General features: G+C 70.3%; 1 protein-coding gene (only partly in view). It reads left to right on the forward strand.

Features of this window, described 5'->3' with window-relative positions; translation table 11 throughout:
• On the forward strand, nucleotides 1-26,729 hold the 3' portion of the coding sequence (locus tag FFS52_RS09720; RefSeq protein ID WP_137809555.1) for a non-ribosomal peptide synthase/polyketide synthase. 13,438 nt of this gene lie to the left of the window's left edge; 26,729 of the gene's 40,167 nt are visible here — the last part of the coding sequence; its start codon lies beyond the left edge, outside the window; its stop codon occupies nucleotides 26,727-26,729.
• Nucleotides 26,730-26,759 lie beyond the last annotated feature (30 nt).

Here is a 26,759-nt window from a genome sequence, read left to right on the forward strand (position 1 = left end):
TCGACTGGGCGCTGGTGGACTCCGCCGACGAGCTCGAACTCGCCGCGGGAACCGGATTCGACGTCACCGCCCAGTGGCCCCTGCGGGCCCGACTCTGGCGCATCGACGACACCGAGGCGATCCTCGCGATCATCCTTCACCACATCGGTGCAGACGGTGAGTCGCTGGCGCCGCTGGTCTCCGACGTCGTCACGGCGTACCAGGCGCGCAGCCGGGGGTCCGAACCGGAGTTCGGCCCGCTGCCGGTGCAGTTCGCCGACTACGCGATCTGGCAGCACGACGTCCTCGGCGACCCCGATGACCCGGAATCGATCCTCGGTCGCCAGCTCGGGTACTGGACGGCCCAGCTCGGCGGACTGCCGGAGGTCCTCGAACTCCCGGCGGATCGTCCACGTCCGGCGGTGGCGTCCAACCACGGTGCACACCACAGCCTGCAGATCCCCGCGGACGTCGCCGCGGCCGTCGACGCCTTGCGCGCCGAGCGGGGGATGACCTCCTTCATGGTGGTCCACGCCGCCCTCGCGGTCGTCCTCGCCCGGCTGTCGGCCACCGAGGACATCGCGGTCGCCACCCCGATCGCGGGACGTGGTCAGAGTGCCCTCGACCCGCTCGTCGGCATGTTCGTCAACACCTTGGTCCTTCGCTCCGAGGTACGGCCGGGTATGAGTTTCGACGAGCTGCTCGCCGCGGTCCGGGTTACCGACCTGGACGCGTTCGCGCACGCCGACGTGCCGTTCGAGGCCCTGGTGGAGCGAATCAATCCGGTTCGCTCAGAGGCGTTCTCGCCGCTCGCCCAGGTGATGCTGTCGTTCGATCCGGCCATGTCGGCCGGTGCGGTCGTCGACGCGGTGACCGAACTGGGGATCGCGCCGGTCGAGCGGGACTCGGTCGCCGCCCAGATGGACATGACGGTCACCGTGACCGCGACACCAGATGCCGCGTGGGACGTCTCGCTGATCTACGCGACCGATCTGTTCGACGAGCCGACGATCGCCGAATTCGGCGCGCGCTTCGTCGAGGTACTGCGCCGGCTCGTCACGTCTCCCGCCGCCCCGGTGGGTGACATCAACCTGCTCGACGATGCCGCGCATGCACAGATCGAGAGCGCCGAGTCGGGCGCCGAGACCGCCGTTCCCGCTGTCACCCTGCCCGACGCCCTCGTCGCCCGGGTCGCGGAGAACCCGGACGCGCTTGCGCTGTCGTTCGGCGGCCGGTCGGTGCGGTATGGGGAGTTCGGTGCTCGGGTGTGGACCCTCGCCCGAACCCTGCTCGCCTCCGGCGTGCAGCCCGGAGACGCAGTCGCCGTGTGCCTTCCGCGATCGATCGAGATGATGGTGGCCATTCACGCCGTCGTCGCCGCCGGCGGGCACTACGTACCCGTCGATCCGGCCGCGCCACGCGATCGCGCGGCTCACATGGTCGAGACCGCGGGTGTGCGTCACGTCCTGGTCGCGGCCGGTCCTGTGCCGGAATCAATTGCGGGACTGAGTGAATCGGTCTCGGTTGTCGTGGTCGACGCGACCGTCGAGGTCGATCTCGCCACCGCACCGGTCACCGACGACGAACGGCTCGCGCCCCTGCAGCCCGCCGATGCGGCGTACACGTTGTTCACGTCGGGGTCGACGGGTCGGCCGAAGGGTGTGACGGTGTCGCATGCGGCGATCGTGAATCGTCTGGAGTGGATGCGGGACTGGTATTCGATCAAGGATTCGGATGTCTTCGTGCAGAAGACGCCGGTGACGTTCGATGTGTCGGTGTGGGAGTTGTTCCTGCCGTTCGCGGTGGGGGCGACGTTGGTGGTGGCCGAGCCGGAGCGGCATGGTGATCCGCGGTATCTGGCGGAGTTGATCACGGCTGAGCGGGTGTCGGTCATCCATTTCGTGCCGTCGATGTTGTCGGTGTTCCTGGATGTCTTGGGCGATCGGGTGGGTGAGTTGTCGTCGTTGCGGTTGACGTTCACCTCGGGTGAGGCGTTGACCGCGCCGGTGGCGCAGGCGTTGGTGGCGGCGTTGCCGGGCAACGAGGTCCACAATCTGTACGGTCCGACCGAGGCGGCGGTGGACGTGACCGCTCATCAGGTGCGGGCGGGGGAGGCGTCGGTGCCGATCGGCGTCCCCGTGCCCAATACTGCTGTACGAGTTCTGGATTCGCGCCTGCACCGGGTGCCGGTCGGCGTACCCGGTGAGCTGTACCTGTCGGGTGTCCAGCTGGCGCGGGGATACGCGTCGCGCCCCGATCTCACTGCGGATCGCTTCGTCGCCGATCCGTACGCCGCGCCGGGCGGCCGGATGTACCGGACCGGTGACCTCGTCCGCTGGAATGCGCGTCGCCAGCTGGAATACCTGGGCCGCACGGACTTCCAGGTGAAGCTCCGCGGCCAGCGACTCGAGCTCGGCGAGGTCGAGACGGTTCTGGCGTCCGTACCGGGAGTGGTCCACGCCGCCGCGACGGTGGCCGAGTCGCCTCGCTCGGGACAGCATCTGGTGGCATACTTCGCTCCCGACACCGTGTCCACGGACGCGGTCAAGGCGGCTGTGGTCCGGGAACTGCCGGAGTACATGCGTCCCACGGTGTGGATGCCGCTGCCCGACATCGCCCTCAACAGCTCGGGCAAGATCGACCGGAAATCCCTGCCGCAGCCGCACTTCGGCAGCAGCGAGACCGTCGCTCCCACCACCCCCGTCGAGGAGTCGGTGGCCGCTGTCTTCGCCGATGTCCTCGGTGTCGACCGGGTGGGCGTGACCGACAGCTTCTTCGACCTCGGCGGCAACTCGCTGTCGGCGATGCGCCTGGCCGCGCGCGTCGGCGACGTGCTCGGCACCGAGATCACGGTCCGGGACCTCTTCGATGCGCCGAACGTCCGTGATCTGATCGCGTCCGGGTCGCGGCACGCCCACGGACGCGCCCCGATCGTCGCGGTGTCGCCTCGCCCCGAACGCATCCCGCTGTCGTTCGCACAGCAGCGCATGTGGTTCATCAACCAGTTCGATCCGAGCCTGCCCACCTACAACATCCCGGCCGTCGTCCGGATGTCGGGCCGGCTCGATGTCGAGGCACTGCGCGCGGCGATCGCCGATGTGGTGGTACGGCACGAGGTGCTGCGGACGACGTTCCCGCAGGACGCCGAGGGTCCGCACCAGGTGATCGCCGATGCCGACCAGGTGCCCGCGCATCTCGATTTCGCGCACGTGCATACCCAGGGCGACTTCGAGGCCGAGGTGTCCCGCGGCTTCGACGTGGCCGCCCAGTGGCCGGTCCGCGCGTGCCTGTGGCAGATCGACGCCGACACCCACGTCCTGGGCCTCGTCACCCATCACATCGCCTCCGACGGCGAGTCGCTGCAGCCGCTGGTCGCCGACATGGTGACGGCCTACGTCGCGCGCAGCGCCGGGGAGACCCCGACGTTCGTCCCGCTCGAGGTGCAGTTCGCCGACTTCGCGATCTGGCAGCACGAGCAGCTCGGTTCAGCCGACGACCCCGAGTCCGTCCTCGGCCGGCAGCTCGCCCACTGGACCGACCGCCTGGCCGGCCTTCCCGACGTGCTGGAGCTTCCGGCCGACCGCCCGCGCCCGGCGATCGCCACCGCCCGGGGCGGCCGCATCGGCTTCGAGATCCCGGCCGACATCGCCGAGGCGGTGGCCGGCGCCGCCCGTGCGCACGGTGTCACCCCGTTCATGGTCGTGCACGCGGCCCTCGCGGTGCTCCTCGCGCGCCTCTCGGCCACCGACGACATCGCGATCGCCACACCGGTCGCGGGGCGCGGATCGCGGGTGCTCGATCCGCTCGTCGGCATGTTCGTCAACACCTTGGTACTGCGGTCGCGCGTGGTGCCTGGCATGACGGTCGACGAGTTGCTGACCCAGGTCCGGGCCACCGATCTCGACGCCTTCACGAACGCCGACATCCCGTTCGAGACCCTCGTCGAACATCTGGATCCGATCCGCTCCGAGGCGTTCGCACCGCTCGCCCAGGTCATGCTGACCATGGACCAGTCGCTGCTGTCCGGGGCCGTACTACCGGTCGACGGCGGCGGTTCCGCCGACGCGCCCGAACTCGCCGGACTGTCCATCACGCCGGTCGACCCGCCACAGGTCTCGGCGCAACTCGACCTGGCCGTCGCCGTTGCGGCCGATGTCCCCGGCCGCGCGTGGTCGGGCACGGTCATCTACGCGCAGGACCTGTTCGACCCCGAGACGGTGACCGAACTCTCGACCCGGCTGGTGTCGGTGCTGAGCGATCTCGCCGGCGCCGGGCGCCGATCCCGTGCGGTGGGCGACCTGGCACTGGTCTCCGCCGACGACCGCGCGCGCGTCGCCGAGTGGTCCGTGGGGCAGTCGGCGACCTTCGGCCGGTCGGTGATCGCCGAGGCGGTGGCCGACGGTGTCGCCGCACACGCGGCACAGATCGCGGTGCGGTTCGCCGACCGTGAGATCACCTACCGTGAATTCGGTTCCCGCGTCGCCGATCTCGCGCGGCTACTGATCGGATCCGGAGTGGGGCCGGACGTCGCCGTCGGTGTCTGCATCGACCGGTCGGTGGAGATGGTCGTCGCCGTGCACGCCGTCCTCGCCGCCGGTGGCCAATACGTCCCCATCGATCCCGGAGCGCCCACCGACCGCGTCGAGTACATGGTCGACACCGCCCAGGCGCGGATCGTGCTGGTGGCCGCGGGAACCCGGCCGCCCGCGATCGACGGCCTCGGCGACCGCGTGCAGGTCGTCGAGGTGGACACCTCGACGCCGCCGACGGAAGCCGCGCCGGTCGCCGACGCCGAGCGTCTGGCGCCGTTACGCGGTGACCACGCCGCATACACGCTCTTCACCTCCGGTTCGACCGGCCGCCCCAAGGGCGTGACGGTGTCGCATACCGCCGTGATGAACCGCCTCTGGTGGGGACTCGGTGAGTTCGCCTGGGCCGTCGGCGACCGCGTCGTGCAGAAGACGCCGTACACGTTCGACGTCTCGGTGCCGGAGCTGTTCGGCCCGCTCCTGACCGGCGCGACGATGGTCGTCGCCCGTCCGGGCGGACACACCGATCCGGAGTACCTGGCCGACCTGATCGTCGAGACCCGGGCCACCTCGGTGCACTTCGTGCCCTCGATGATGTCGATCTTCCTCGACCTCGTCCCGGATGCTCGGTTCGCCGAGTTCTCGTCGCTCCGTTGGGTGTTCGCGTCCGGCGAGGCGCTGCCCCCGGCCGTCGTCGCCCGGCTGCACGCCCTGCTGCCGCAGGTGCAGATCGTCAACCTCTTCGGTCCGACCGAGGCGGCGGTCGAGGTCGCCGTCGCGGACGTGACCTCGGCCCCCACGCTGATCCCGATCGGCGTGCCGGTGGCGAACACGTCCACCTGGGTCCTCGACGCCCGGCTGCGGCCGGTGCCTGCCGGTGTCCCGGGTGAGCTCTACCTCGGTGGCGTACAGCTGGCGCGCGGTTACGCGGCGCGCCCCGACCTGTCCGCCGAGCGTTTCGTCGCCGACCCCTTCGGCGCGCCGGGCTCCCGGTTGTACCGCACCGGCGACCTGGTGCGGTGGCAGGCCGACGGCTCGCTGGAATACTTGGGCCGCACCGACTTCCAGGTGAAGTTGCGTGGCCAGCGCATCGAACTCGGCGAGATCGAGTCGGTGATCGCTGCCGTCGACGGCGTCGTGCACACCGCCGTGACGGTCGCCAAGGCCCCGACCGGCGCCGACCATCTGGTCGGTTACGTGGCACCGGAGGACGTCGACCTCGACTCGGTCAAGGCGGCCGTGGCGGCGGAGCTGCCGGAGTACATGCGACCGACGGTCTGGGTGACGGTTCCGTTCCTGGAGCTGAACACCGCGGGCAAGATCGACCGGAAGGCGTTGCCCGAACCCGACTTCGGCGTGCACACCGAGGACTATGTGGCGCCGGCGAGCTCGACCGAGGAAACGCTGGCCGCGATCGTCGCGCACCTGATCGGTGTCGACCGCGTCTCGGTCACCGAGTCGTTCTTCGCTCTGGGTGGCGACTCGATCATGTCGATTCAGCTGGCCTCGGCGGCGCGTGCCGCCGGTCTCGACCTGTCCCCGCGCGAGATCTTCGGACTCCGCACGATCCGGGCGATGGCCGCGACGGCCGACAACGGTGCCGCACGCCTGGAGATGCTCGAGGAGAGCGAACCGGCCGGCGTCGGCCAGGTCACGGTGTCGCCGGTCGTCCACTGGATGATCGAGCATTCCCAGGAGCCGGCCGACTTCGCCGACTTCGTCCAGGCTGCCGTGCTGCTGGCGCCGGAGGACCTCGACGTCGCGCAGATGAGCGATCTGCTCGCCGCGGTCGTCGCTGCGCATCCGATGCTCACCGCGACGCTGATCGAGACCGAAGACGGCTGGCAGTCGGTCGCGGGCCACGGCTTCGACGCGACCGAGGCCGTCATCGGCGTCACGAGCACCGCGCCGATCGGCACCGCCGGGTTCGACGCCGATCTGCGCGCCGCGTTCCGGACCATCTCGGCCACGCTGGATCCGGCGACCGGCCGTCTCGCGCGTGCCGCGGTCGTCCGGGACCCCGGCGGCGCCGGACGCGTGCTCGTCGTGATCCACCACCTCGGCGTCGACGCCGTGTCGTGGCCGGTCCTGATCGAGGACCTGGTCACCGGCTGGGCCCAGCTGTCCAGTGGTCGCGACATCGATCTGCGAGCGGAACAGACGAGTGCTCTGGCCTGGACCAATGCTCTTGCGGCGCGGACTGATTCGTGGTCGGGACAGGTCGGCCACTGGCTCGACCGGCTGCCTGCCCGGCCCACCTCGCTGGGCGTCGAGCTGGACCGGGACCGAGACCGTATGTCCACCGAACGCCTCGTCTCCGTCGAGATCGACGCCGACGTCACGGCGGCGGTGCTGACCTCGGTGCCCGAGGCATTCGGGGGCAACGTCAACGACGTTCTCCTGGGGGCGTTCGCACGCGCCGTCCGGTCGTGGCAGACCCATCGCGAGGTCGCCGACACCGCACCGGTCACGGTCCTCACCGAGGGGCACGGGCGATACGAAGAGGTACTCGCCACCGGGCCGTCGCCGCGCCGCGCCGACCTGTCCCGGTCGGTGGGCTGGTTCACCACGCTGGTCCCGGTGTCCCTCGACCCGGGCGAGGACGTCGTGCACGCGGTCAAGGCGGCCAAGGAGGAACGACTGGCCCAGCCGGACAACGGCATCGGGTTCGGCTGGTTGCGGTACGGGCCCGGAGCCGACGCCGAACTCGCGTCACGACCGCTGCCGACCATCTCGTTCAACTACTTCGGCGCAGGCAGCGGGGCCGCTGCCGCCCAGACCGACGCCCTGCCGTTCACCAACGCGCCCGACGCGCCGGTCCTCGGCTCGTCCGCGTCCGGCGCGATGGTGTCGCTGGCCGCGCTCGGTGTCACCGTCACCACGTCGCACGACGCGGACGGCAGGCGAAAGCTGGTGGCCGGGGCCAACTTCCCGGGTGCGCTCTTCACCGAGGACGAGATCGACGCGCTGTTCGGACTGTGGGCGCACGAGCTGTCGGCCGTCGTCGACCTGGTCCGGGCGGGCACGTCGATCGGACTGTCGCCGTCTGACGTGCCGGGCACCGAACTCACCCAGCACGAACTCGACGCACTGGCGGCGTCCCACCCGGGCGCGGACATCTGGCCGCTGACGCCGTTGCAGCGGGGACTGCACTTCCAGGCCGAGCTCGCGCAGGGCGGTATCTCCGAAGGCGCCGTCGATGTCTATGTGACGCAGGCGATCCTGACGCTGGGCGGTGATGTGGATGTGACGTCGCTCCAGCGCGCGGCGCAGGCACTGTTCACCCACCACCGCGTGCTGCGATCGGGATATGTGCGCACTGCGGGTGGAACCGTCGTCGCGGTCGTGCCACCGTCGGTGGAAATCCCGTGGGACGTCGTGGACCGCAGTACGCCGGTCGCCGGCGCAGCACCCGAAGACCTCGACACGATCGTCGCGGAACTCGCCGATGCACAACGGATCCGTCCGTTCGACCTCGCGTCGCCGCCACTCGTCCGCTTCGTGGTGGTCCGTGGACCGGACACCACCCGGGTCATCGTCACCAACCACCACATCATCCTGGACGGATGGTCCGGCCCGCTGGTTCTCGCTGATCTGTTGTCCCTGTACGCAACCGGGCAGACATATACGGGACAGGTTGCCCGGACCACCCAGGACTTCGCCGACTACCTGCGCCGTATCAACGGGACCGATCAGGCAGCCGGTGTGGCTGCCTGGGCGCACATCCTCGCCGACGTGGACGAACCGACGCTGGTCGCCCCGGGCGTCGAGGCCACCGCGGACACGCTCCCGCAGCGGCATGACGTGGTGGTCGATGCTCGCGTCGCCTCGGCGGTCGACGCGCTCACGCGCGACCACGGCATCACCACGGCGACCGCGCTGCAGGTGGCATGGGCGATCCTGCTGTCGCGGCTGACGGGCAACCGGGTGGTCACGTTCGGCGAAACCGTCTCGGGGCGGCCGTCGGATCTCGATGGAGTCGAGTCGATGGTCGGCCTGTTCATCAACACGCTGCCCGCGGTCGTCGACGTCGATCCGCAGTCCTCGGTTCTGGACATCCTCGCCGACGTACAGGCGAAGAAGGTGACGGTCCTCGATCACCAACACCTGGGGTTGTCCGACATCCTCTCGTCGGTCACGTCACCGGTGGCGTTCGACACGCTCGCGGTGCATGAGTCGTACCCGGTCGACGTCGAATCGATCTCCGAGGTGGACACCGGCCAAGGGGTCAGTTTGCTCGATGTCGAGACCACCGACGCAACGCACTACCCCCTGAGCTTCGTGACCTCGCGCCGGGGGGACGAGATAGTTCTCGGTCTCTCCTATCTGCCCTCTGCCTTCGACGACGCCCAGATCCGGGTGTTCACCGAGGTGCTGGCGCAGATCCTGGCCGCGATGGCGCAGCATCCGGACACGCTGTCCGCCGACATCGCTTTCGCGGACGCATCGCTGCTCGACACGGTGCGTACCTGGTCGGTCGGTCGGTCGGTCGCCGTTGCCGAACGGTCGCTCGCCGACGCCGTCGTGGCCCAGACTGCGGCCACGCCTGATGATGTCGCGATCGTGTTCGAGGACCGCACCGTCTCCTACGCCGAGTTCGGCGCCCGGGTCTCGGCTCTGGCGCGGGACCTGGTCGCGGCCGGAGCGGGCCCCGACGTGGCAGTGGGTGTCTGCATCGATCGTTCGGTCGAGATGGTGGTCGCCGCCCACGCCGTGGTCGCCGCCGGCGGTCAGTACGTCCCCATCGACACCGGCGCACCGGCGGACCGGGTGGCGTACATGGTCGACACCGCAGGTGTCCGAGTGGTGCTCGTCGCTGCGGGGGAGTCCCCGACCGGTCTCGCCGGGACGGCCGACCGCGTACGCGTGATCGAGGTGGACCGCTCGGCCGCAGTGGATCCCTCGACCCAGCAGATCTCCGACTCCGATCGGGTCCGACCGATTCGACCCGATGACGCCGCCTACACGCTGTTCACCTCCGGCTCGACCGGCCGGCCCAAGGGGGTGACCGTCCCACACTCCGCGGTCATGAACTTCATGGCCTGGCGAGGTTCGTTGGTGCCGGACGCGTCTGAGCAGATCACCCTTCTCAAGGCCCCGTACACGTTCGATGCCTCGGTGTGGGAGATGTTCTGGCCGTTGATGACGGGCGGTCGAGTGGTCGTCGCCGCGCCGGGCGGACACGCGGATCCCCGGTACCTGCGAGACCTCATCGGTCGGCATGGTGTGACCGCGGTGCAATTCGTTCCCTCGATGCTCGCGGTGTACCTGGAGTTGGCCGACGACGAGTCCGGCAGCACGTCCCTCCGGCACCTGTTCACCGGTGGCGAGGCACTGTCGGACTCCCTGGCCGCGAATCTGCACCGCACCTCCCCGGACGTGCGTCTGCTGAATCAGTACGGTCCGACCGAGACCACCGTGGATCTCACCACGACGCACGTCGTGCCGGGCGAGTCCGTCACCATGGGTCGTCCGGGCTGGAACACCACGACCTGGGTCCTCGACTCCCGTTTGCGGCCGGTACCGGCCGGAATCGCGGGTGAGCTGTACCTCGGCGGCGCGCAGGTCGCTCGCGGATATGCGGGACAGCCCGGTCTGACGGCAGAACGGTTCATCGCAGATCCCTTCGCCGACAACGGTGCGCGGCTCTACCGCACCGGCGACCTCGTGCGCTGGAACACCTCCGGCGAACTCGAGTACCTCGGGCGCACCGACTTCCAGGTCAAGCTGCGCGGGCAGCGGATCGAGCTCGGCGAGATCGAATCCGTGCTGATGTCGGTACCCGGCGTGGTGCACGCGGCGGCGACGGTCGTCGACGACCAGCTGATCGGTTACGTGGCACCTGCATCCGTCGATCTGGATGCAGTCAAGGACGTCGTCGCCGGTGCTCTCCCGGAGTACATGCGTCCCAGCGTCTGGATGCCGTTGGACGCCATGCCGCTGAACACCGCGGGTAAGGTCGCCCGTCGCGAGCTCCCCGCGCCGGAGATCCGCTTCGACGATTTCGTGGCGCCGAAGAACGCAGCCGAGCGCCGCGTCGCCGACATCGTGGCCGAGGTCCTCGGCGTCGACGAAGTCGGTGTCACAGCGTCCTTCTTCGAGATGGGCGGCAACTCCCTGTCGGCGACTCGTGTCATCGCGAGGGTCGGCGACGCCCTGGGCGTCGAGGTGTCGGTGCGTGACCTCTTCGAGTCGCCGACCGTACGGGAACTCGTCGCCCGGCTGTCAGGTCGTGGCGCCGGCGTGGCCCCGGTGGTCGCCGTCTCCCCGAGACCGGAACTGATTCCGCTGTCGTTCGCGCAGCAGCGCATCTGGTTCCTGAACCGTTTCGAGCCGGGGTCGGCAACGCACAACCTCCCGGCCGTGCTGCGTCTGTCGGGTGATCTCGACGCCGATGTCCTGCACAGCGCGCTGGTCGACGTCGTCCGACGGCACGAGGTGCTGCGGACGACCTTCCCCGATCAGGCCGGCGTGCCCTATCAGCTCATCCATCCCGAGGCATCGGTCGCCGATGGGCTCGACTGGGGTATCGCCGGTTCCCAGGACGAGCTCGTCGCAGCCGTGACCGCCGGCTTCGATGTCACGACCCAGTGGCCCATCCGTGTCCGCCTCTGGCGCGCCGCGGCCGGGGAGCATGTGCTCGCCATCGTGTTGCACCACATCGGCGCCGACGGGGAGTCGATGGCGCCGTTCGTCTCCGATCTCGTTGCCGCGTACGGCGCCCGCGTCGTCGGCGAGGCTCCCGGTTTCGTGCCGCTAACGGTGCAGTTCGCCGATTTCGCGATCTGGCAACACTCCGTGCTCGGCTCCGCGGACGACCCGGAATCGGTTGTCGGACGTCAATTGGCCTACTGGACTGCACAGTTGGCCGGTCTGCCGGATGTGCTCGAGCTGCCGGCGGATCGGCCGCGTCCGGCGGTCGCGTCGGGCCGGGGTGACCGGTACGACGTGGGAATCCCGGCTGAGATCGGTGCGCGTGTCGCAGAGGTGGCACGCGGGGCCGATGTGACGCCGTTCATGGTGGTGCACACGGCGCTCGCAGTGTTGTTGGCTCGGTTGTCGGCCACCGACGACATCGCGATCGCCACCCCGATCGCCGGTCGTGGACAGGCGGTGCTCGATCCGCTCGTCGGCATGTTCGTCAACACCTTGGTGCTGCGCACCGCGGTCGACGGTGCCCAGCCGTTCGACCGTCTGCTCGCGCAGGTCCGCGACACCGATCTCAACGCCTTCGCGCATGCCGACGTCCCGTTCGAGACCCTGGTCGATCGTCTCAATCCGGTTCGCTCCGAGGCGTTTTCACCATTGGCGCAGGTGACCTTCTCGTTCGATCCGGCGGCCTCGGCCGCCGAGGCGCTCGGGGACGCCGGCGGGTTGACGGTCACACCGTACGGCGAGGTCGCGGTCACCGCGCAGACCGACCTGTGGATCACGGTGACGTCCGGGGCGGCCGGCCAGGACTGGGGGCTGTCGATCATCTACGCGACCGACCTCTTCGAGGAAGCGACCGTCGTCGAGTTCGCCGACCGCTTCACCCGCTTGCTCGCCGCGTTGACCGCGGCTCCGGGAACCGCAGTGGGCGACGCGCCCTTCGTCGCGCCGGCGACGGTGGCCGAGATCGAGACCGCCGAATGGGGCGATCCTGTGGAGTTGCCGGCCGTGCAGACGGTCAGCGAGGCCGTGGCCGCGCAGGCCCGACGCACACCCGACGCGACCGCGCTCGTCTTCGGTGAGCGTGAGGTGACCTATGCGGAGTTCTCGGCCCGGGTCAACACGCTCGCCCGTGCCCTGATCGCCGCCGGGGTCGGTCCGGATGTCGCTGTGGCGCTGTGTGTTCCGCGATCGGTCGAGATGATGGTGGCCATCCATGCCGTCGTCGCCGCCGGTGGTCAGTACGTACCTGTCGACGTGGCCGCACCCGCGGACCGCGTTCGCTACATGTACGAGACCGCCGGTGCGCGAGTGCTGCTGGTCGCCGACGCGGACGGGGTACCCGGCGCGGTGAACGCCGCGCACGAGGCCGGGGTCCGTGTCATGACCGTCGACGCCTCGGCACAGCTGGACGTCGACGCGGCGTCCGCCGCCCCGGTGTCCGACGACGAGCGACTCGCGCCGCTGCGCCCGGACGATGCGGCATACACCCTCTTCACCTCCGGGTCGACCGGACGTCCGAAGGGTGTGACCCTCTCACACGCGGCCGTGCTCAACCGCCTGTGGTGGGGCCTGAACGCGCTGCCGATCGGCCCCGACGACGTCGTGATGCAGAAGACGCCGTACACCTTCGACTGCTCGGTGCCGGAACTGTTCGCGCCGTTGGCGATCGGCGCGCGCGTGGTCGTCCTCGCCGACGGTGGTCACCTCAATCCGCGGCAGGTGGCCGACGAGATCGCCCGCACCGGCACGACGATGGTGCACTTCGTGCCCTCCATGCTCTCGGTGTTCCTCGAGGTCGTCGACCGCGAACAGCTCGCCGCGCTCGACACCCTCCGGATCGTCTCGACCACGGGTGAGGCGTTGCCGCCTGCGGTCGCGGCACCGGTGCGCGAACTGTGGCCGGATGCCTGGTTCTTCAACCTGTACGGCCCGACCGAGGCCGCGGTGGAGATCACGTTCGAGCGGATTCACTCCGTCGCCGCGGATGATCCGACGGTGCCCATCGGCGTTCCGGTCTGGAATTCGTCTGCAGTGGTGTTGGATTCGCGGTTGCGCCGGGTCCCTCCCGGCGTGCCCGGCGAGCTCTACCTCGGCGGGGTCCAACTCGCCCGCGGTTACGCCGCCCGCCCGGACCTCACTGCCGAGAGATTCGTCGCCGACCCGTACGGCGAGCCGGGCTCGCGTCTGTACCGCACCGGCGACCTGGTGCGCCGCCGTCCCGATGGCGTGCTGGAGTATCTCGGCCGCACCGACTTCCAGGTCAAGCTGCGCGGACAGCGCATCGAACTCGGTGAGATCGAAGCGGTCATCGCGTCGGCGCCCGGCGTCGTGCACGCTGCGGCGACGGTGGCCACGGCGCCCGGTGGCGGCGAACACCTCGTCGGTTACGTGGCGGGGGTCCCGGGCGATCGTCTCGACATCGACGCGGTGAAGTCCGTTGTCGCGGCGTCGCTCCCGGAGTACATGCGGCCCAGCGTGTGGATGCCCGTCGAGGACATCGCGCTGAACACCGCAGGCAAGATCGACCGTCGTGCACTGCCTGAGCCGGTGTTCTCCGCCGGTGAGTACGTCGAGCCCGCCGATGAGTCGGAGGCCGCGGTGGCGGCCGTGTTCGCCGACGTCCTCGGCCTCGACCGCGTGAGCGTCACCGACTCCTTCTTCGACCTCGGTGGCAACTCGCTGTCGGCGATGCGGTTGGCCGCGCGCGTCGGTGAGGTCACCGGCAGCGAGATCTCGGTCCGCGACCTGTTCGACGCGCCGAGCGTGCGGGAACTGTCCCGTGCCAGCGCCGATCTCGACGCAGCCCGGGCGCCCATCGTCGCGGTCAGTCCGCGTCCGGAACGCATCCCGCTGGCCTTTGCGCAGCAACGGATGTGGTTCGTCAACCAAGCCGATACCACGTCGCCGGCCTACAACATCCCGGTGGTACTGCGTCTGTCCGGTTCCCTCGACGAAGACGCTCTGCACGCCGCCCTGATCGACGTGGTATCGCGCCACGAGTCGCTGCGGACCACGTTCCCGTCCGCCGACGGCACGCCGTATCAGAAGATCAACCGCGCGACCTCGGTCGCCGCGCGTCTGGACTGGGATGTGGTCTCCTCGCAAGAGGAGATCGAGGCCGCGGTGTCGGCCGGCTTCGACGTCTCGCGCGACTGGCCGATCCGCGCCCGGATCTGGGAGGTGGCGCCGGATGAGCACGTGTTCGCGGTCGTCACCCACCACATCGCCTCCGACGGTGAGTCGATGATGCCCCTGGTGAGCGATGTCGTCACCGCTTATCTGGCCGAAACCGCCGATGCCGACCCGGATTTCGCAGATCTCGAGGTCCAGTTCGCCGACTTCGCGATCTGGCAGCACGACGTGCTCGGCTCGCCCGACGATCCGGAATCCGTTGTCGGTCGCCAGCTCGCCTACTGGGTCGAGCGGTTGGCCGGTCTGCCGGACGTGATCGACGTGCCCACCGACCGGCCCCGCCCGGCTCGTGCCAGCCAGCGCGGCGGACGCGCCTCCTTCACCGTGCCGGCCGAGGTCGGTGACCGGATCGCGCGCGTCGCGCAGGACACCGGCGCCACACCCTTCATGGTCGTGCACGCGGCGTTGGCCGCGCTGCTCTCGCGCCTGTCGGCGACCGACGACATCGCGATCGGCACCCCGGTCGCGGGTCGAGGTCAACGCGTGCTCGATCCGCTGATCGGAATGTTCGTCAACACGCTCGTGCTGCGCACCAGCGTCGACCTCGACCGCAGCTTCGCCGATCTGCTCGAGGCCACCAGGGAGGCCGATCTCGGCGCGTTCGCGAATGCCGATGTGCCTTTCGAGATCGTCGTCGATGCCGCCGGTGCCCAGCGGTCGGCGGCCTTCGCTCCGTTCACCCAGGTCTGGCTCACCTTCGACCAATCCACCCTGCCGGAGCTCGCCGGCGCCGACCTGTCGGTGGGAGAGGTCGCCGGCCTCCAGGTGAGTGCGGTGGACACCGGTCAGACCCCGGCGCGCGTCGACCTGCTCATCGGGATGACCCAGCCCGGCCGCGGCGAGGAGTGGGCGGGCACCATCACCTACGCCACGGACCTGTTTGACGAGTCGACCGCGGTCCGCCTGGGCGAGCAGCTCGTCGGACTGCTGACCGAGGCCGTCGACGATCCCCGGACCCCGCTGCGGCAGATCACCCTCGGCGACACGATGTCGCTGGCCGAACTCGCCCGCGCCGCAGCGCAACCCGAGCCGGAGCGCACAACGGTGTCGATCGCCGACTCCGACGCGGTCGTCACCGGGGGACCGGGAACCGAGCCGGTCGTCCTGGGCGATCTGTTCGCCCGGGCCGCCGCGAAGTGGGGTCCGCGTCAGGCCGTCGTCGACGCCGACAACGTCTGGCTGTCCTACGCCGATCTCGACGCGCGGTCGAACCGCCTGGCGCGCTGGATGATCGGTCAGGGCATCGGCCCGGAGAAGCTGGTCGCTCTGGCGATCGTCCGCTCCGCGCAGTTGCTCGTCGCGATCTGGGCGGTCGCCAAGACCGGTGGTGGGTATGTGCCGATCGACCCGGACTATCCCGCCGAACGGGTGGCGAACATGGTCGAGGACTCGGGTGCGATCCTGGGCCTGGCCGTCCAGGCGTCGGGAACCCTTCCCGGGGAACGCTTCTCGTGGCTCCGTCTCGACGACGCCACGCTGTCCGCCGAGATCGAGACACTGTCCGACGCGCCGATCACCGCAGCGGATCGTCGTGGGCCGGTGCGGGTGGACAACGTCGCCTACGTGATCTACACCTCGGGCTCCACCGGGCGACCGAAGGGTGTCGCCGTGACCCACTCCGGCCTCGCGAACTTCGCCGCGGAGGAGATTCGCCGGTCGGGTGCCGACGAGTACTCGCGGGTGCTCGGCTTCGCCTCGCCCAGCTTCGACGCGTCGGTGCTCGAGTACCTGCTCGCGATCGTGTCCGGCGGCGTGTTGATCTACCGCCCCGCCGACGCCGTCGGCGGCCCGCCGCTGCAGGACCTCATGATGCGGCAGGCGATCACCCACACGTTCCTGACGCCGACCGTGCTCGCGACCATCGAACCGCAGGCCGTCCCGGCCCTCCGGGTCGTCTACGCCGGTGGCGAGGCCGTGCCGCAGGCGCTCAAGGACAGCTGGGCGCCGTTCCGGCGGATCCAGAACCTCTACGGCCCCACCGAGACCACGATCGGCGTGACCATCAGTGCGCCGATGGCGGTGGGCGAGCCGGTTTCGCTCGGCGGCCCGCTCGCCGGCGTGGGCCTGATGGTGCTCGACGCGCAGTTGCGTCCGGTCCCCATCGGGGTCGCAGGTGAGCTGTATGTCAACGGCGGCGCGCTGTCGCGCGGATACCTCGACCGTCCGGGCCTGACCGCCGATCGGTTCGTGGCGAACCCGCACGGTCACCCGGGTGACCGGATGTATCGCACCGGCGACATCGTGCGCTGGAAGCAGGATTCCGCCGGCGCCGCGGTCATCGAGTACTCCGGGCGCAGCGACGACCAGGTGAAGCTGCGCGGTCTGCGCATCGAACTCGGTGAGATCGAGGCAGTTCTCGCCGAGCATCCGGCGGTCCGCTCGGCCGTGGTCGTCGGTGTCGGCGGTTCGGTCGCCACCGCACTGGCCGCCTACGTGGTCACCACCGGGGCCGAGGTCGATCCGGCAGAGCTGAGAGCATTTGTCGGCGAACGACTTCCGGCGCACATGGTGCCGGCATCGGTGGCGGTGCTCGACGAGCTCCCGCTCACCCCGGTCGGCAAGCTCGACAAGGCGGCGCTCCCCGCACCGGTGATCGAGGTCGGTGAGATCGTGGCACCGGAGACCGACCAAGAAGTCGCGGTCGCCGCGGTGTTCGCCGAGGTCCTGGGCATCGACCAGGTCAGCGTGACCGAGTCCTTCTTCGACCTCGGTGGCAACTCGCTGTCGGCGACGCGCGTCGCCGCCCGGGTGGGCGAGGTGCTCGGCGTCGAGACCTCGGTGCGCGACCTGTTCGAGGCGCCGACGGTGCGTGCGCTGGTGGGCGAGGTGTCCGGACACGCGGAGGCGCTGCCCCCGATCGTCGCGAATGCCGAACGGCCGGAACTCGTCCCGCTGTCGTTCGCACAGCAGCGGATGTGGTTCATCAACCAGTTCGATCCGTCGCTGCCGACCTACAACATCCCGGTGGTGTTGCAGGTGACCGGGCCTCTGGACACCGACGCACTGCACCAGGCGATGGCCGACGTGGTGGGGCGCCATGAGGTCCTGCGCACCACCTTCCCGTCCGTCGAGGGGGCGGCGTATCAGCTGATCCACCCGCGCGAGCAGATCGCCGAACGCCTCGACTGGGACATCGTGGCGGATCAGCACGAACTGGAAAGCGCGATCGTCGCGGGCTTCGACGTGAGCGCCGACTGGCCGGTCCGTGCGCGGGTCTGGCCGGTCGAGCCGGGGCGATCCGTGGTCGCAGTGGTCGTCCATCACATCGCCGCCGACGGCGAGTCGATGAATCCGCTCCTGGCCGACGTGATGAACGCCTACGACGCGCGGGTCGCCGGGCGGGCACCCGACTTCGAACCGCTCGAGGTCCAGTTCGCCGACTTCGCGCTCTGGCAGCACGAGGTCCTCGGCGACGGGTCCGACCAGGACTCGGTCATCGGCGCCCAGTTGTCCTACTGGACAACCAAACTCGCAGATCTGCCCGAGGTGCTCACGCTGCCGTTCGATCGGCCGCGGCCGCTCGTCGCCTCGCAGCGGGGCGGCCGGGTCGGTGCGGCGATACCCGCCGAGATCGGTGACCGCGTACGCGATCTCGCCCGTGAGGCCGACGCGACTCCGTTCATCGTGGTGCATGCGGCGCTCGCGGTACTGCTGGCGCGTCTGTCGGCGGGGGAGGACGTGGCGATCGCGACGCCGGTGGCGGGCCGCGGCCAGCGTGTCCTCGACCCGCTGGTCGGTATGTTCGTCAACACCCTCGTCCTCCGCGCGCAGATCGCTCCGTCGATGACGTTCGCCGAACTCCTCGAGCAGGCGCGCGAGACCGATCTCGAGGCCTTCGCCAACGCCGATGTCGCCTTCGAGATGCTCGTCGAGCGACTCAACCCCGTGCGGTCGGAGGCGTTCGCACCACTCGCGCAGGTGATGTTGACCTTCGGTCAGACGGCGATCCCCGAGATGGGAGCCGATACGGCCCCGGCGTCCGTCGCCGGCCTCGACATCGAACCGATGGTGCCTGCGGACCCGCCGGCGAAACTCGACCTGACCGTCGGTGTCACCGTCCCCGAGGGCGACGGCGACTGGCCGCTCGAGTTCGTGTTCGCCCGGGACCTGTTCGACGAGGACACCGTCGCTCAACTGGCCCGCAGGTTCGTCGCGCTTCTCGATCAGCTGACGGCGCGGACCGAGGCACCGGTGGCCGAGGCGGTGCTCCTCGAGCCCGCCGAGGTCGAAGAGATACTGCGACGATCGCGCGGTGCCGAGATCGCCGTCCCGGCGGAATCGGTGGCCGATGCGCTCTGGTTTCGCGGGGCGCGGTCGCTCGACTCGATCGCGCTGACCTTCGCCGACCGTGAGCTGACCTACCGTGAATTCGGTGCTCGCGTCGCCGATCTCGCCCGGGAACTCCTCGGGCTGGGGGTTGGACCCGATGTCGCGGTGGCGATCTGCATCGATCGCGGTGTGGAGATGGTCGTGGCGGTCCACGCGGTGACCGCGGCGGGTGGCCGGTACGTGCCCATCGACACCGCGGCCCCGGGCGACCGCGTGCGCTACATGGTCGAGACCGCGGGCGCGCGGGTCCTCCTCGTCGGACCGCGGCCCGTGGCGGCCGACCTGTCCGGTCTCGACGACGGGATCCAGCGTGTCGTCGTCGATTCGACCCGCGACATCGATCCGTCGACTCCGCCGATCACCGACGCCGAGCGTTTGCGGCCGATCCGCGGTGACGACGCGCTGTACACGCTGTTCACCTCGGGTTCGACGGGACGGCCGAAGGGCGTCACCGTCTCCCACGCCGCGGTGGCCAACCGGTTGTGGTGGGGACTCGACGAGTACGCCTGGACCGTGGGTGACCGGATCATCCAGAAGACGCCGTACACCTTCGACGTCTCGGTGCCGGAGCTGTTCGCGCCGTTGCTGACCGGTGCGACGATGGTGATCGCGGAACCGGGCGGTCACGCCGATCCGCTCTACATCGCCGACCTGATCGCGTCGAGCGGCGCCACCTCGGTGCACTTCGTCCCGTCGATGCTGTCGGTGTTCCTCGATGTCGTACCGGCCGAGACGGTCTCGCGCCTGGGTACGCTGCGGTGGCTCTTCGCCTCCGGTGAGGCGCTGCCGCCCGCGGTGGTGGCCCGCGCCCACGAGCTGCTGCCGCACGTCCGGATCGTGAACCTGTTCGGTCCCACCGAGGCAGCGGTCGAGGTGGCCTACGCCGACGTCACCCGGGCACCGTCGGTCGTGCCGATCGGCGTGCCGGTCTGGAACACGACCACCCACGTGCTCGACGCGCGGCTGAACCCGGTCCCGACGGGAGTCCCGGGCGAGCTCTATCTCGGTGGCGAGCAGGTGGCCCGCGGGTACGCCGCGCAACCGGGACTGTCCGCCGAACGCTTCGTGGCCGACCCGTTCGGCCGGCCCGGCTCGCGGCTCTACCGCACCGGCGACCTCGTGCGGTGGAACACCGACGGTGAGATCGAATACCTCGGCCGCACCGACTTCCAGGTGAAGTTGCGCGGCCAGCGCATCGAGCTCGGGGAGATCGAGTCCGTCGTGGCGGCTGCGCCCGGGGTCGTGCACGCCGCGGTGACGGTGGTCGACGCGCCGGGCGGCGGACAGCATCTGGTCGCCTATGTCGCGCCGTCGACCGTGGACCTCGAGGTCCTGCGCGACGCGGTGACGCAGGCACTTCCGGAGTACATGCGTCCGACCCTGTGGATGCCGATCGACGACGTCGTGCTGAACAGCGCGGGCAAGCTCGACCGCCGCGCCCTGCCCGCACCCGACTTCGCGGGGCTCGACGCCGATTACGTCGCGCCCGCCAACGCGACCGAGGAGACCCTGGCGAGCATCGTGGCGGGTCTGCTCGGACTGGAGCGGGTGTCGGTCACCCAGTCGTTCTTCGCGCTCGGCGGCGACTCGATCATGTCGATCCAGCTCGCCTCGGCGGTTCGCGCCGCGGGGTTCACGCTCACGCCGCGAGACATCTTCGAGCAACGCACCATCCGGGCGATGGCCCGCGTGGTCGCCGGCGAGGCTCATCGCCTGCCGTCGCTCGACGAACCCACGGGCGGTGCGCATGGCGACATGCCGCTCCTGCCGGTGATGTCGTGGATGATCGAGCATTCATCGGAGCCCAGCGATTTCGCGGACTTCTCGCAGTACCGGGTGCTCCACGGGCCGTCGGGACTCACCGTGGACGCGTTGTCGGAGTTGCTGTCCGAGCTCATCGCGGTACACCCGATGCTGTCCGCCCGTCTCGCCCGCGACGGCGACCGCTGGCAACTCGTCGCCGGTTCCGGCGAGAGCCCAGATGGTTCGCACACCGACAGTCCGGGCGCAGCGCCGTACGTGTTCGCGCGGTCCTCGACCGCACCGGTGGGTACCCCCGGCCACGACGCCGACGTGCGCGCCGCGCATGCCGAGGCGCTGGCACACCTCGATCCGTCGACCGGCGTGCTCGTCGCAGCCGGCATCGTCACCGACGTCGACGGCGTCGGTCGGGTGGTCCTGGCGATTCACCATCTCGGTGTCGACGCCGTGTCCTGGCCGATCATCGTCGAGGACCTGGTGATCGGATGGGCGCAGCGGGCAGCAGGTCAGCCGATCGCGCTGCGGGCCGAGGCGACGTCCGAGCGGGCGTGGGCCCACGCGGTCGGCGCACAGGCCGACCGGCGCGCGACCGAGCTGCCGTACTGGCTCGAGCGGCTCCCGGCCCGGCCCACCGATCTCGGGATCGACTTCGACGCGTCGCGGGACCGGTTCGCCACCGAGGTGTCGGTGGTCCACTCATTCGACGCGCAGGTGACCGAGGCCGCGCTGACCTCGGTGCCGGAAGCGTTCCGCGGCAACGCCAACGACGTCCTGCTCGGTACGTTCGCCCGTGCGGTCCGGACGTGGCAGGCCGCGCGCGGCATCGCCGACGTCGCACCCGTGACGGTCCTGGTCGAGGGCCACGGCCGCAAGGACGAGATCGTCACCGCCGACGGCGAACGCGCCGTCGACCTGTCCCGCACGGTCGGCTGGTTCACCACGATCGCCCCGGTCGCCGTCGATCCGTCCACCGACGTCGCCCATGCGGTGAAGTCGGCCAAGGAGGAACGCCTCGGGCAACCCGACGGCGGGCTCGGTTTCGGTGTGCTGCGCTACGGCGCCGATACCGAGCTGTCGCAGCGTCCGCTGCCGAGCATCGGGTTCAACTTCTTCGGCGCCGGACGCGCGGGACGCCCCGCGGCCGAACCCGAGCACGACGTCATCCCGTTCACCGGCGCGCCGAGCGCACCGGGGATGCCGCCGTCGGTGTCGGGCGCGATGGTCGCGCTGAACCCGTTGAGCGTCAACGTCGGAACGCAGAGCGACGGCGATGCCCGGCGCCTGACGGCCAACTTCACCTTCCCGTCGGCACTGTTCGGGACCGACGACATCGCCTCGCTCGCCGAATTGTGGGCGGATGAACTCGTCGCGCTCGCGCAGCATGTCGCCGCGGTCGGCGACCCGGGCCGCTCGCCGTCGGACGTGCCGGGCACGCCCGTCACCCAGGCCGAACTCGACGCGCTCGCGGTGCGTTTCCCGGGTGCGGACGTCTGGCCACTCACGCCGCTGCAGTCCGGTCTGTACTTCCAGTCGCAGATGGCGTCGCGAGACCCGTCGGCCGTCGACGATGGGCTGTCGGCGGGAGCCGCGAGCGTGGACGTCTACGTCACCCAGGCGGTCCTGCACCTCGGGGGCGACGTCGACCGCTCGCGATTGCGGTCGGCCGCAGAGGAACTGGTGGCCCACCACCGGGTGTTGCGCAGCGGGTACGTGCGTACGCCCGGAGGTGCACTGGTGACCGTCGTGCCCCCGCGCGTCGACCTGCCGTGGTCCGAGGTGTCCCTGGAGGCGGGTCTCGACGACCTCGGGGCCGCACAGCGGGTGCGCGAGATCGCCGACGCCGAACGGATCACGCCGTTCGATCTGGAGAATCCGCCGCTCATGCGGTTCGTCGGTGTCGAGCACGCCGCCGGTTCCGCGACGACGCTGAGCCTGATCGTGACCAACCACCACATCCTGCTCGACGGCTGGTCCGGGCCGCTGGTCCTCGCGGACCTGCTCGCGCTCTACGCCGGGGTCGGCACGTACACGGCCACCATCGCCGCGGAGACCGACTTCGGCGATCACGTCCGGCGTCTCGCCGCCACCGACCGGGCCGCAGGTCTCGCCGCGTGGCGGGAGGTGCTGTCGCCGCTCGAGGAACCGACGCTGGTGTCCGGCGCCGAGGAGGCCACGACCACCTCGTTGCCGCGCAATCACGAGGAGTGGATCGACGCCGGGACGACGGCCGCGATCAACCAGCTCGCCCGCGAGCGCGGGGTCACGGTCAGCACAGTCCTGCAGTTCGCGTGGGCGGTACTGCTGTCGCGTATGACCGGTAACCGGGTCGTCGCCTTCGGTGAGACCGTGTCGGGCCGCCCGTCGGACCTCGATGGTGTCGAGGGCATGGTCGGCCTGTTCATCAACACGGTCCCGAGCGTCGTCGACGTCGACCCGAACGCCGCCATCGGTGACGTGCTCGCCGCGATGCAGGCCGACAAGGTCGCAGTCCTCGACCATCAGCACGTCGGCCTCGCCGACCTCACCGCGCTGGCCGGGATGGGCGCCCTCTTCGACACCCTCACCGTGTTCGAGTCGTTCCCCGTGGACTCCGACTCGCTGTCGACGGCGGACACGTCGCTGGCCGGTGGTCTGCAGATCGTCGGCGTGGATGCCGACGACTCGACGCACTATCCGCTCAACCTCGCGTCGTCACCGTCGGGCGATCGCCTGCTGCTGAAGCTCAAGTACCTCCCGTCGGCCTTCGCCGACGACCAGGTGCGGGTGTTCGGTGCGGCGCTGCGCGAGATCCTGCGGGCGGCCGTCGGCGATGCGGACCGGCCGACCTCGTCGATCGCCCTGCTCGACGCAGCGGGAGCCGCCGAGCTCGCCCCGGTGAACGGTCCGGCGGCGCCGGAGCCGCGACTGCTGGGCGAGGTCTTCGCCGACGTCGCGGCCACGCATGCCGAGATCGTCGCGGTCACCGACGGCACCGGCGCATCGCTCACCTACGCCGAGCTCGACGAGCGGTCGAATCGTCTCGCGCGGTGGATGACCGGTCGGGGCATCGGCGTCGATCACGTGGTGGGGCTCGCGGTGGGACGCACCGTCGACCGTCTGGTCGGGCAGTGGGCCCTGGCGAAGCTGGGTGCGGCGTACCTGTCCGTCGACCCGACGCTGCCCGCCGACCGCATCGCGCACATGATCACCGATTCCGGTGTGCGACTGGTCATCACGTCCGATCAACGAGGCCCGGACTCGGGCGTCGACGTCCCGGGCGACGTCGAGTCGATCGATGTGCACACCCTCTCCGAGGCGGTGCGCGAGGTCGACGGCAGTCCGCTCACCCCGGGCGACATGGCGGGTGTCCCGCGTCTCGACGCGCTCGCCTACGTCATCTACACCTCCGGCTCGACCGGTGTGCCCAAGGGTGTCGCGGTCACCCATCGTGGTGCACACGCCTTTGCGGTCGCCGAGGCGCAGCGGTTCGGTATTCGTCCGGGTTCACGTGTACTCGGTTACGCCTCACCGAGTTTCGACGCCTCGGTGCTCGAGTGGCTGCTCGCCTCGACCTCGGGTTCGACGCTGGTCTACCGGCCGGACGAGGTCGTCGGCGGCGAGGTGCTCACCGGATTCCTCCGCGAGCACGCGCTGACGCACGTGTTCCTGACACCGAGTGTGCTGGCGACGGTCGAACCCGACGAGCTGCCCGCACTGCGGATGCTCGCCTCGGGTGGCGAGGCGGTCTCCACCGCCCTCGTCCGCGCGTGGTCGCACCGGGTCGCGTTCCACAACGCCTACGGTCCGACGGAGACGTCGGTGGCGGTCACCATCAGCGGTCCGCTCGATCCGGACGGACCGGTGACCATCGGCGCGCCCGTGCCGGGTACCGGCCTGCTGGTCCTCGACCAGCGCCTGGCGCCGGTGCCCGTCGGGATGGCCGGCGAGCTGTACGCCACCGGCGTCTCGCTGGCACGCGGTTACCTCCGCCGACCGCAACTGACCGCCGAACGGTTCGTGGCGTCCCCGTTCGGGGTGCCCGGCGATCGCATGTACCGCACGGGCGACCGTGTCCGGTGGGTGCGCTCGGCGTCGGGTGAGCTGGTTCTCGAGTACCTGGGACGTTCGGACGACCAGGTGAAGCTGCGCGGGCTGCGCATCGAACTCGGCGAGATCGAGAACGCGCTGACCTCGCATGCGGCGGTGAAGACCGCGGTGGTGCTCGGGGTCGGCGGGTCGGTCGCGTCGTCGTTGGCCGCCTACGTGGTGTCGGCGTCGGAGGCGCCTGCCGTCGACGTCGGCGAGCTGCGCGACCATCTCGCGGATCGGTTGCCGTCGTACATGATCCCGGCGACGATCACGGTCCTCGACGCCCTGCCGCTCACCCCGACGGGCAAGCTGGACAAGCGGGCCCTGCCCGCCCCGGAGATCGCGGCGGACGACCTCGTGGCCCCGGAGACGGCGGCCGAGGCGCGCGTCGTGGCCGTCTTCGCCGACCTGCTGGGCGTCGACGCGGTGTCGGTGACGGGTGACTTCTTAGCCCTCGGCGGCAACTCGCTGTCGGCGACCCGCTTGGCCGCACGCGTCGGCGACGCGTTGAACGCCGACATCGGCGTCCGGGACGTGTTCGAGTCACCGACCCCGCGGGCCCTGGCCGCTCTCGGAGAACACCGCGGCGGGTTGCGCGCTCCGGTGATCCGGGTCGAGCCCAGACCGGCGGAGATCCCGCTGTCGTTCGCGCAGCAGCGGATCTGGTTCATCAACCGCCTCGATCCGGCGTCGGCGGCGTACAACCTGCCGATCGGTGTCGAACTCGGCGGCGAGCTCGACGTCGAGGCCCTGAGCGCGGCGATCGGCGACGTCGTCGCCCGGCACGAGATCCTGCGGACCACCTTCCCCGCCGTCGACGGCCGGCCGACGCAGGTCGTCCACGACGCCGACGGTCCGGCCGCGCTGCCCCGGCTCGTCGAATGTGCCTCGGAGGCCGAGCTTCTCGACGCGCTGTCGGCCGGGTTCGACGTCACCACCGAGGTGCCCGTCCGGATCCGGTTGTGGCAGCGCGGCGAGGGTTCGTGGGTCCTGCTCGCGGTGCTGCATCACATCGTGGGTGACGGTGAGTCCATGCGGCCGCTATTGGCCGATGTCGTGACCGCCTACCGCGACCGTGCGGCCGGCCGCACGCCGGAGCTGCCGCCGCTGCCGGTCCAGTTCGCCGACTACGCACTGTGGCAGCAACGCGAGCTCGGGGCGGTCGACGACCCGACGTCGGTGGTCGGCCGGCAGCTGACGTACTGGCTGAGGCAGCTCGCCGGGGTACCCGACGTGCTGGAACTGCCCGCCGACCGGCCTCGCCCGACCGTGGCGTCGATGCGGGGTGCGCGGGTGGACTTCGAGATCCCGCACGACGTCGCGACGCGGATCTCGGCGCTGGCGCGCGATCGCGGGATGACGCCGTTCATGGTGGTGCACGCGGGCCTGTCGGTGCTGCTCGCCCGGGTCACCGCGACCGACGACATCGCGGTGGCCACGCCCATCGCGGGCCGCGGACGCGCCGAGATCGATCAGCTGATCGGTATGTTCGTCAACACCCTGGTCCTGCGGGCCGAGGTCGACCCGTCGATGAGCTTCGCCGAACTGCTCGAGGACACCCGGGTTGTCGACCTCGACGCCTTCACCAACGCCGACGTGCCGTTCGAGACACTGGTCGAACGTCTGAACCCGACCCGGTCGAGGGCGTTCTCGCCGCTGGCACAGGTCATGCTCACGCTGACCAACGCCGGCAGCGGTTCACCGGTGCTCGAGGCGGAGGGGCTGCGGGTCGTGCCACTCGAGTCGCCGGTCACGTCCGCCCAGCTCGACCTGACGGTCGCGGTGGTCGCCCGTCCGGACCGGTCCTGGTCGGCGTCGATGGTGTACGCCACGGACCTGTTCGACGAGGGGACCGTCGAACTGCTCGCGCAGCGCCTGGTTACGCTCCTCGACGGGCTCACCGCCCGACCGGATGCCGCGGTCGGGGAGTGTCCGCTCGTGACGCCCGCGGAACGTGATCGCGTGCTGGCCTGGTCGGCGGGTGCCGCGACGCGGCCGACCGGTGCGACCCTGCCGGGCATCATCGGATCCCGGCAGCCCGGCGCGGGGGAGCCGAAAGTCGGCGAGAACGGTGTGGCCGGCCGCGGGGTCGGGTACAACGGTCGCGGCGGGTACAACGGCCTCGACGACCCCGACGGGTACAACGGCCTGAACGGGGACGCGGGTCGCTACGGTGACGATGGTTCCGACGGCAGTGGTCCCGGTGGGGATGACTGAGCGCAGCGAACACAGGGGGAATGGGGAACG

The organism is Gordonia sp. ALPHA1B1 (assembly GCF_005502615.1).
GTDB lineage: Bacteria > Actinomycetota > Actinomycetes > Mycobacteriales > Mycobacteriaceae > Gordonia > Gordonia hongkongensis.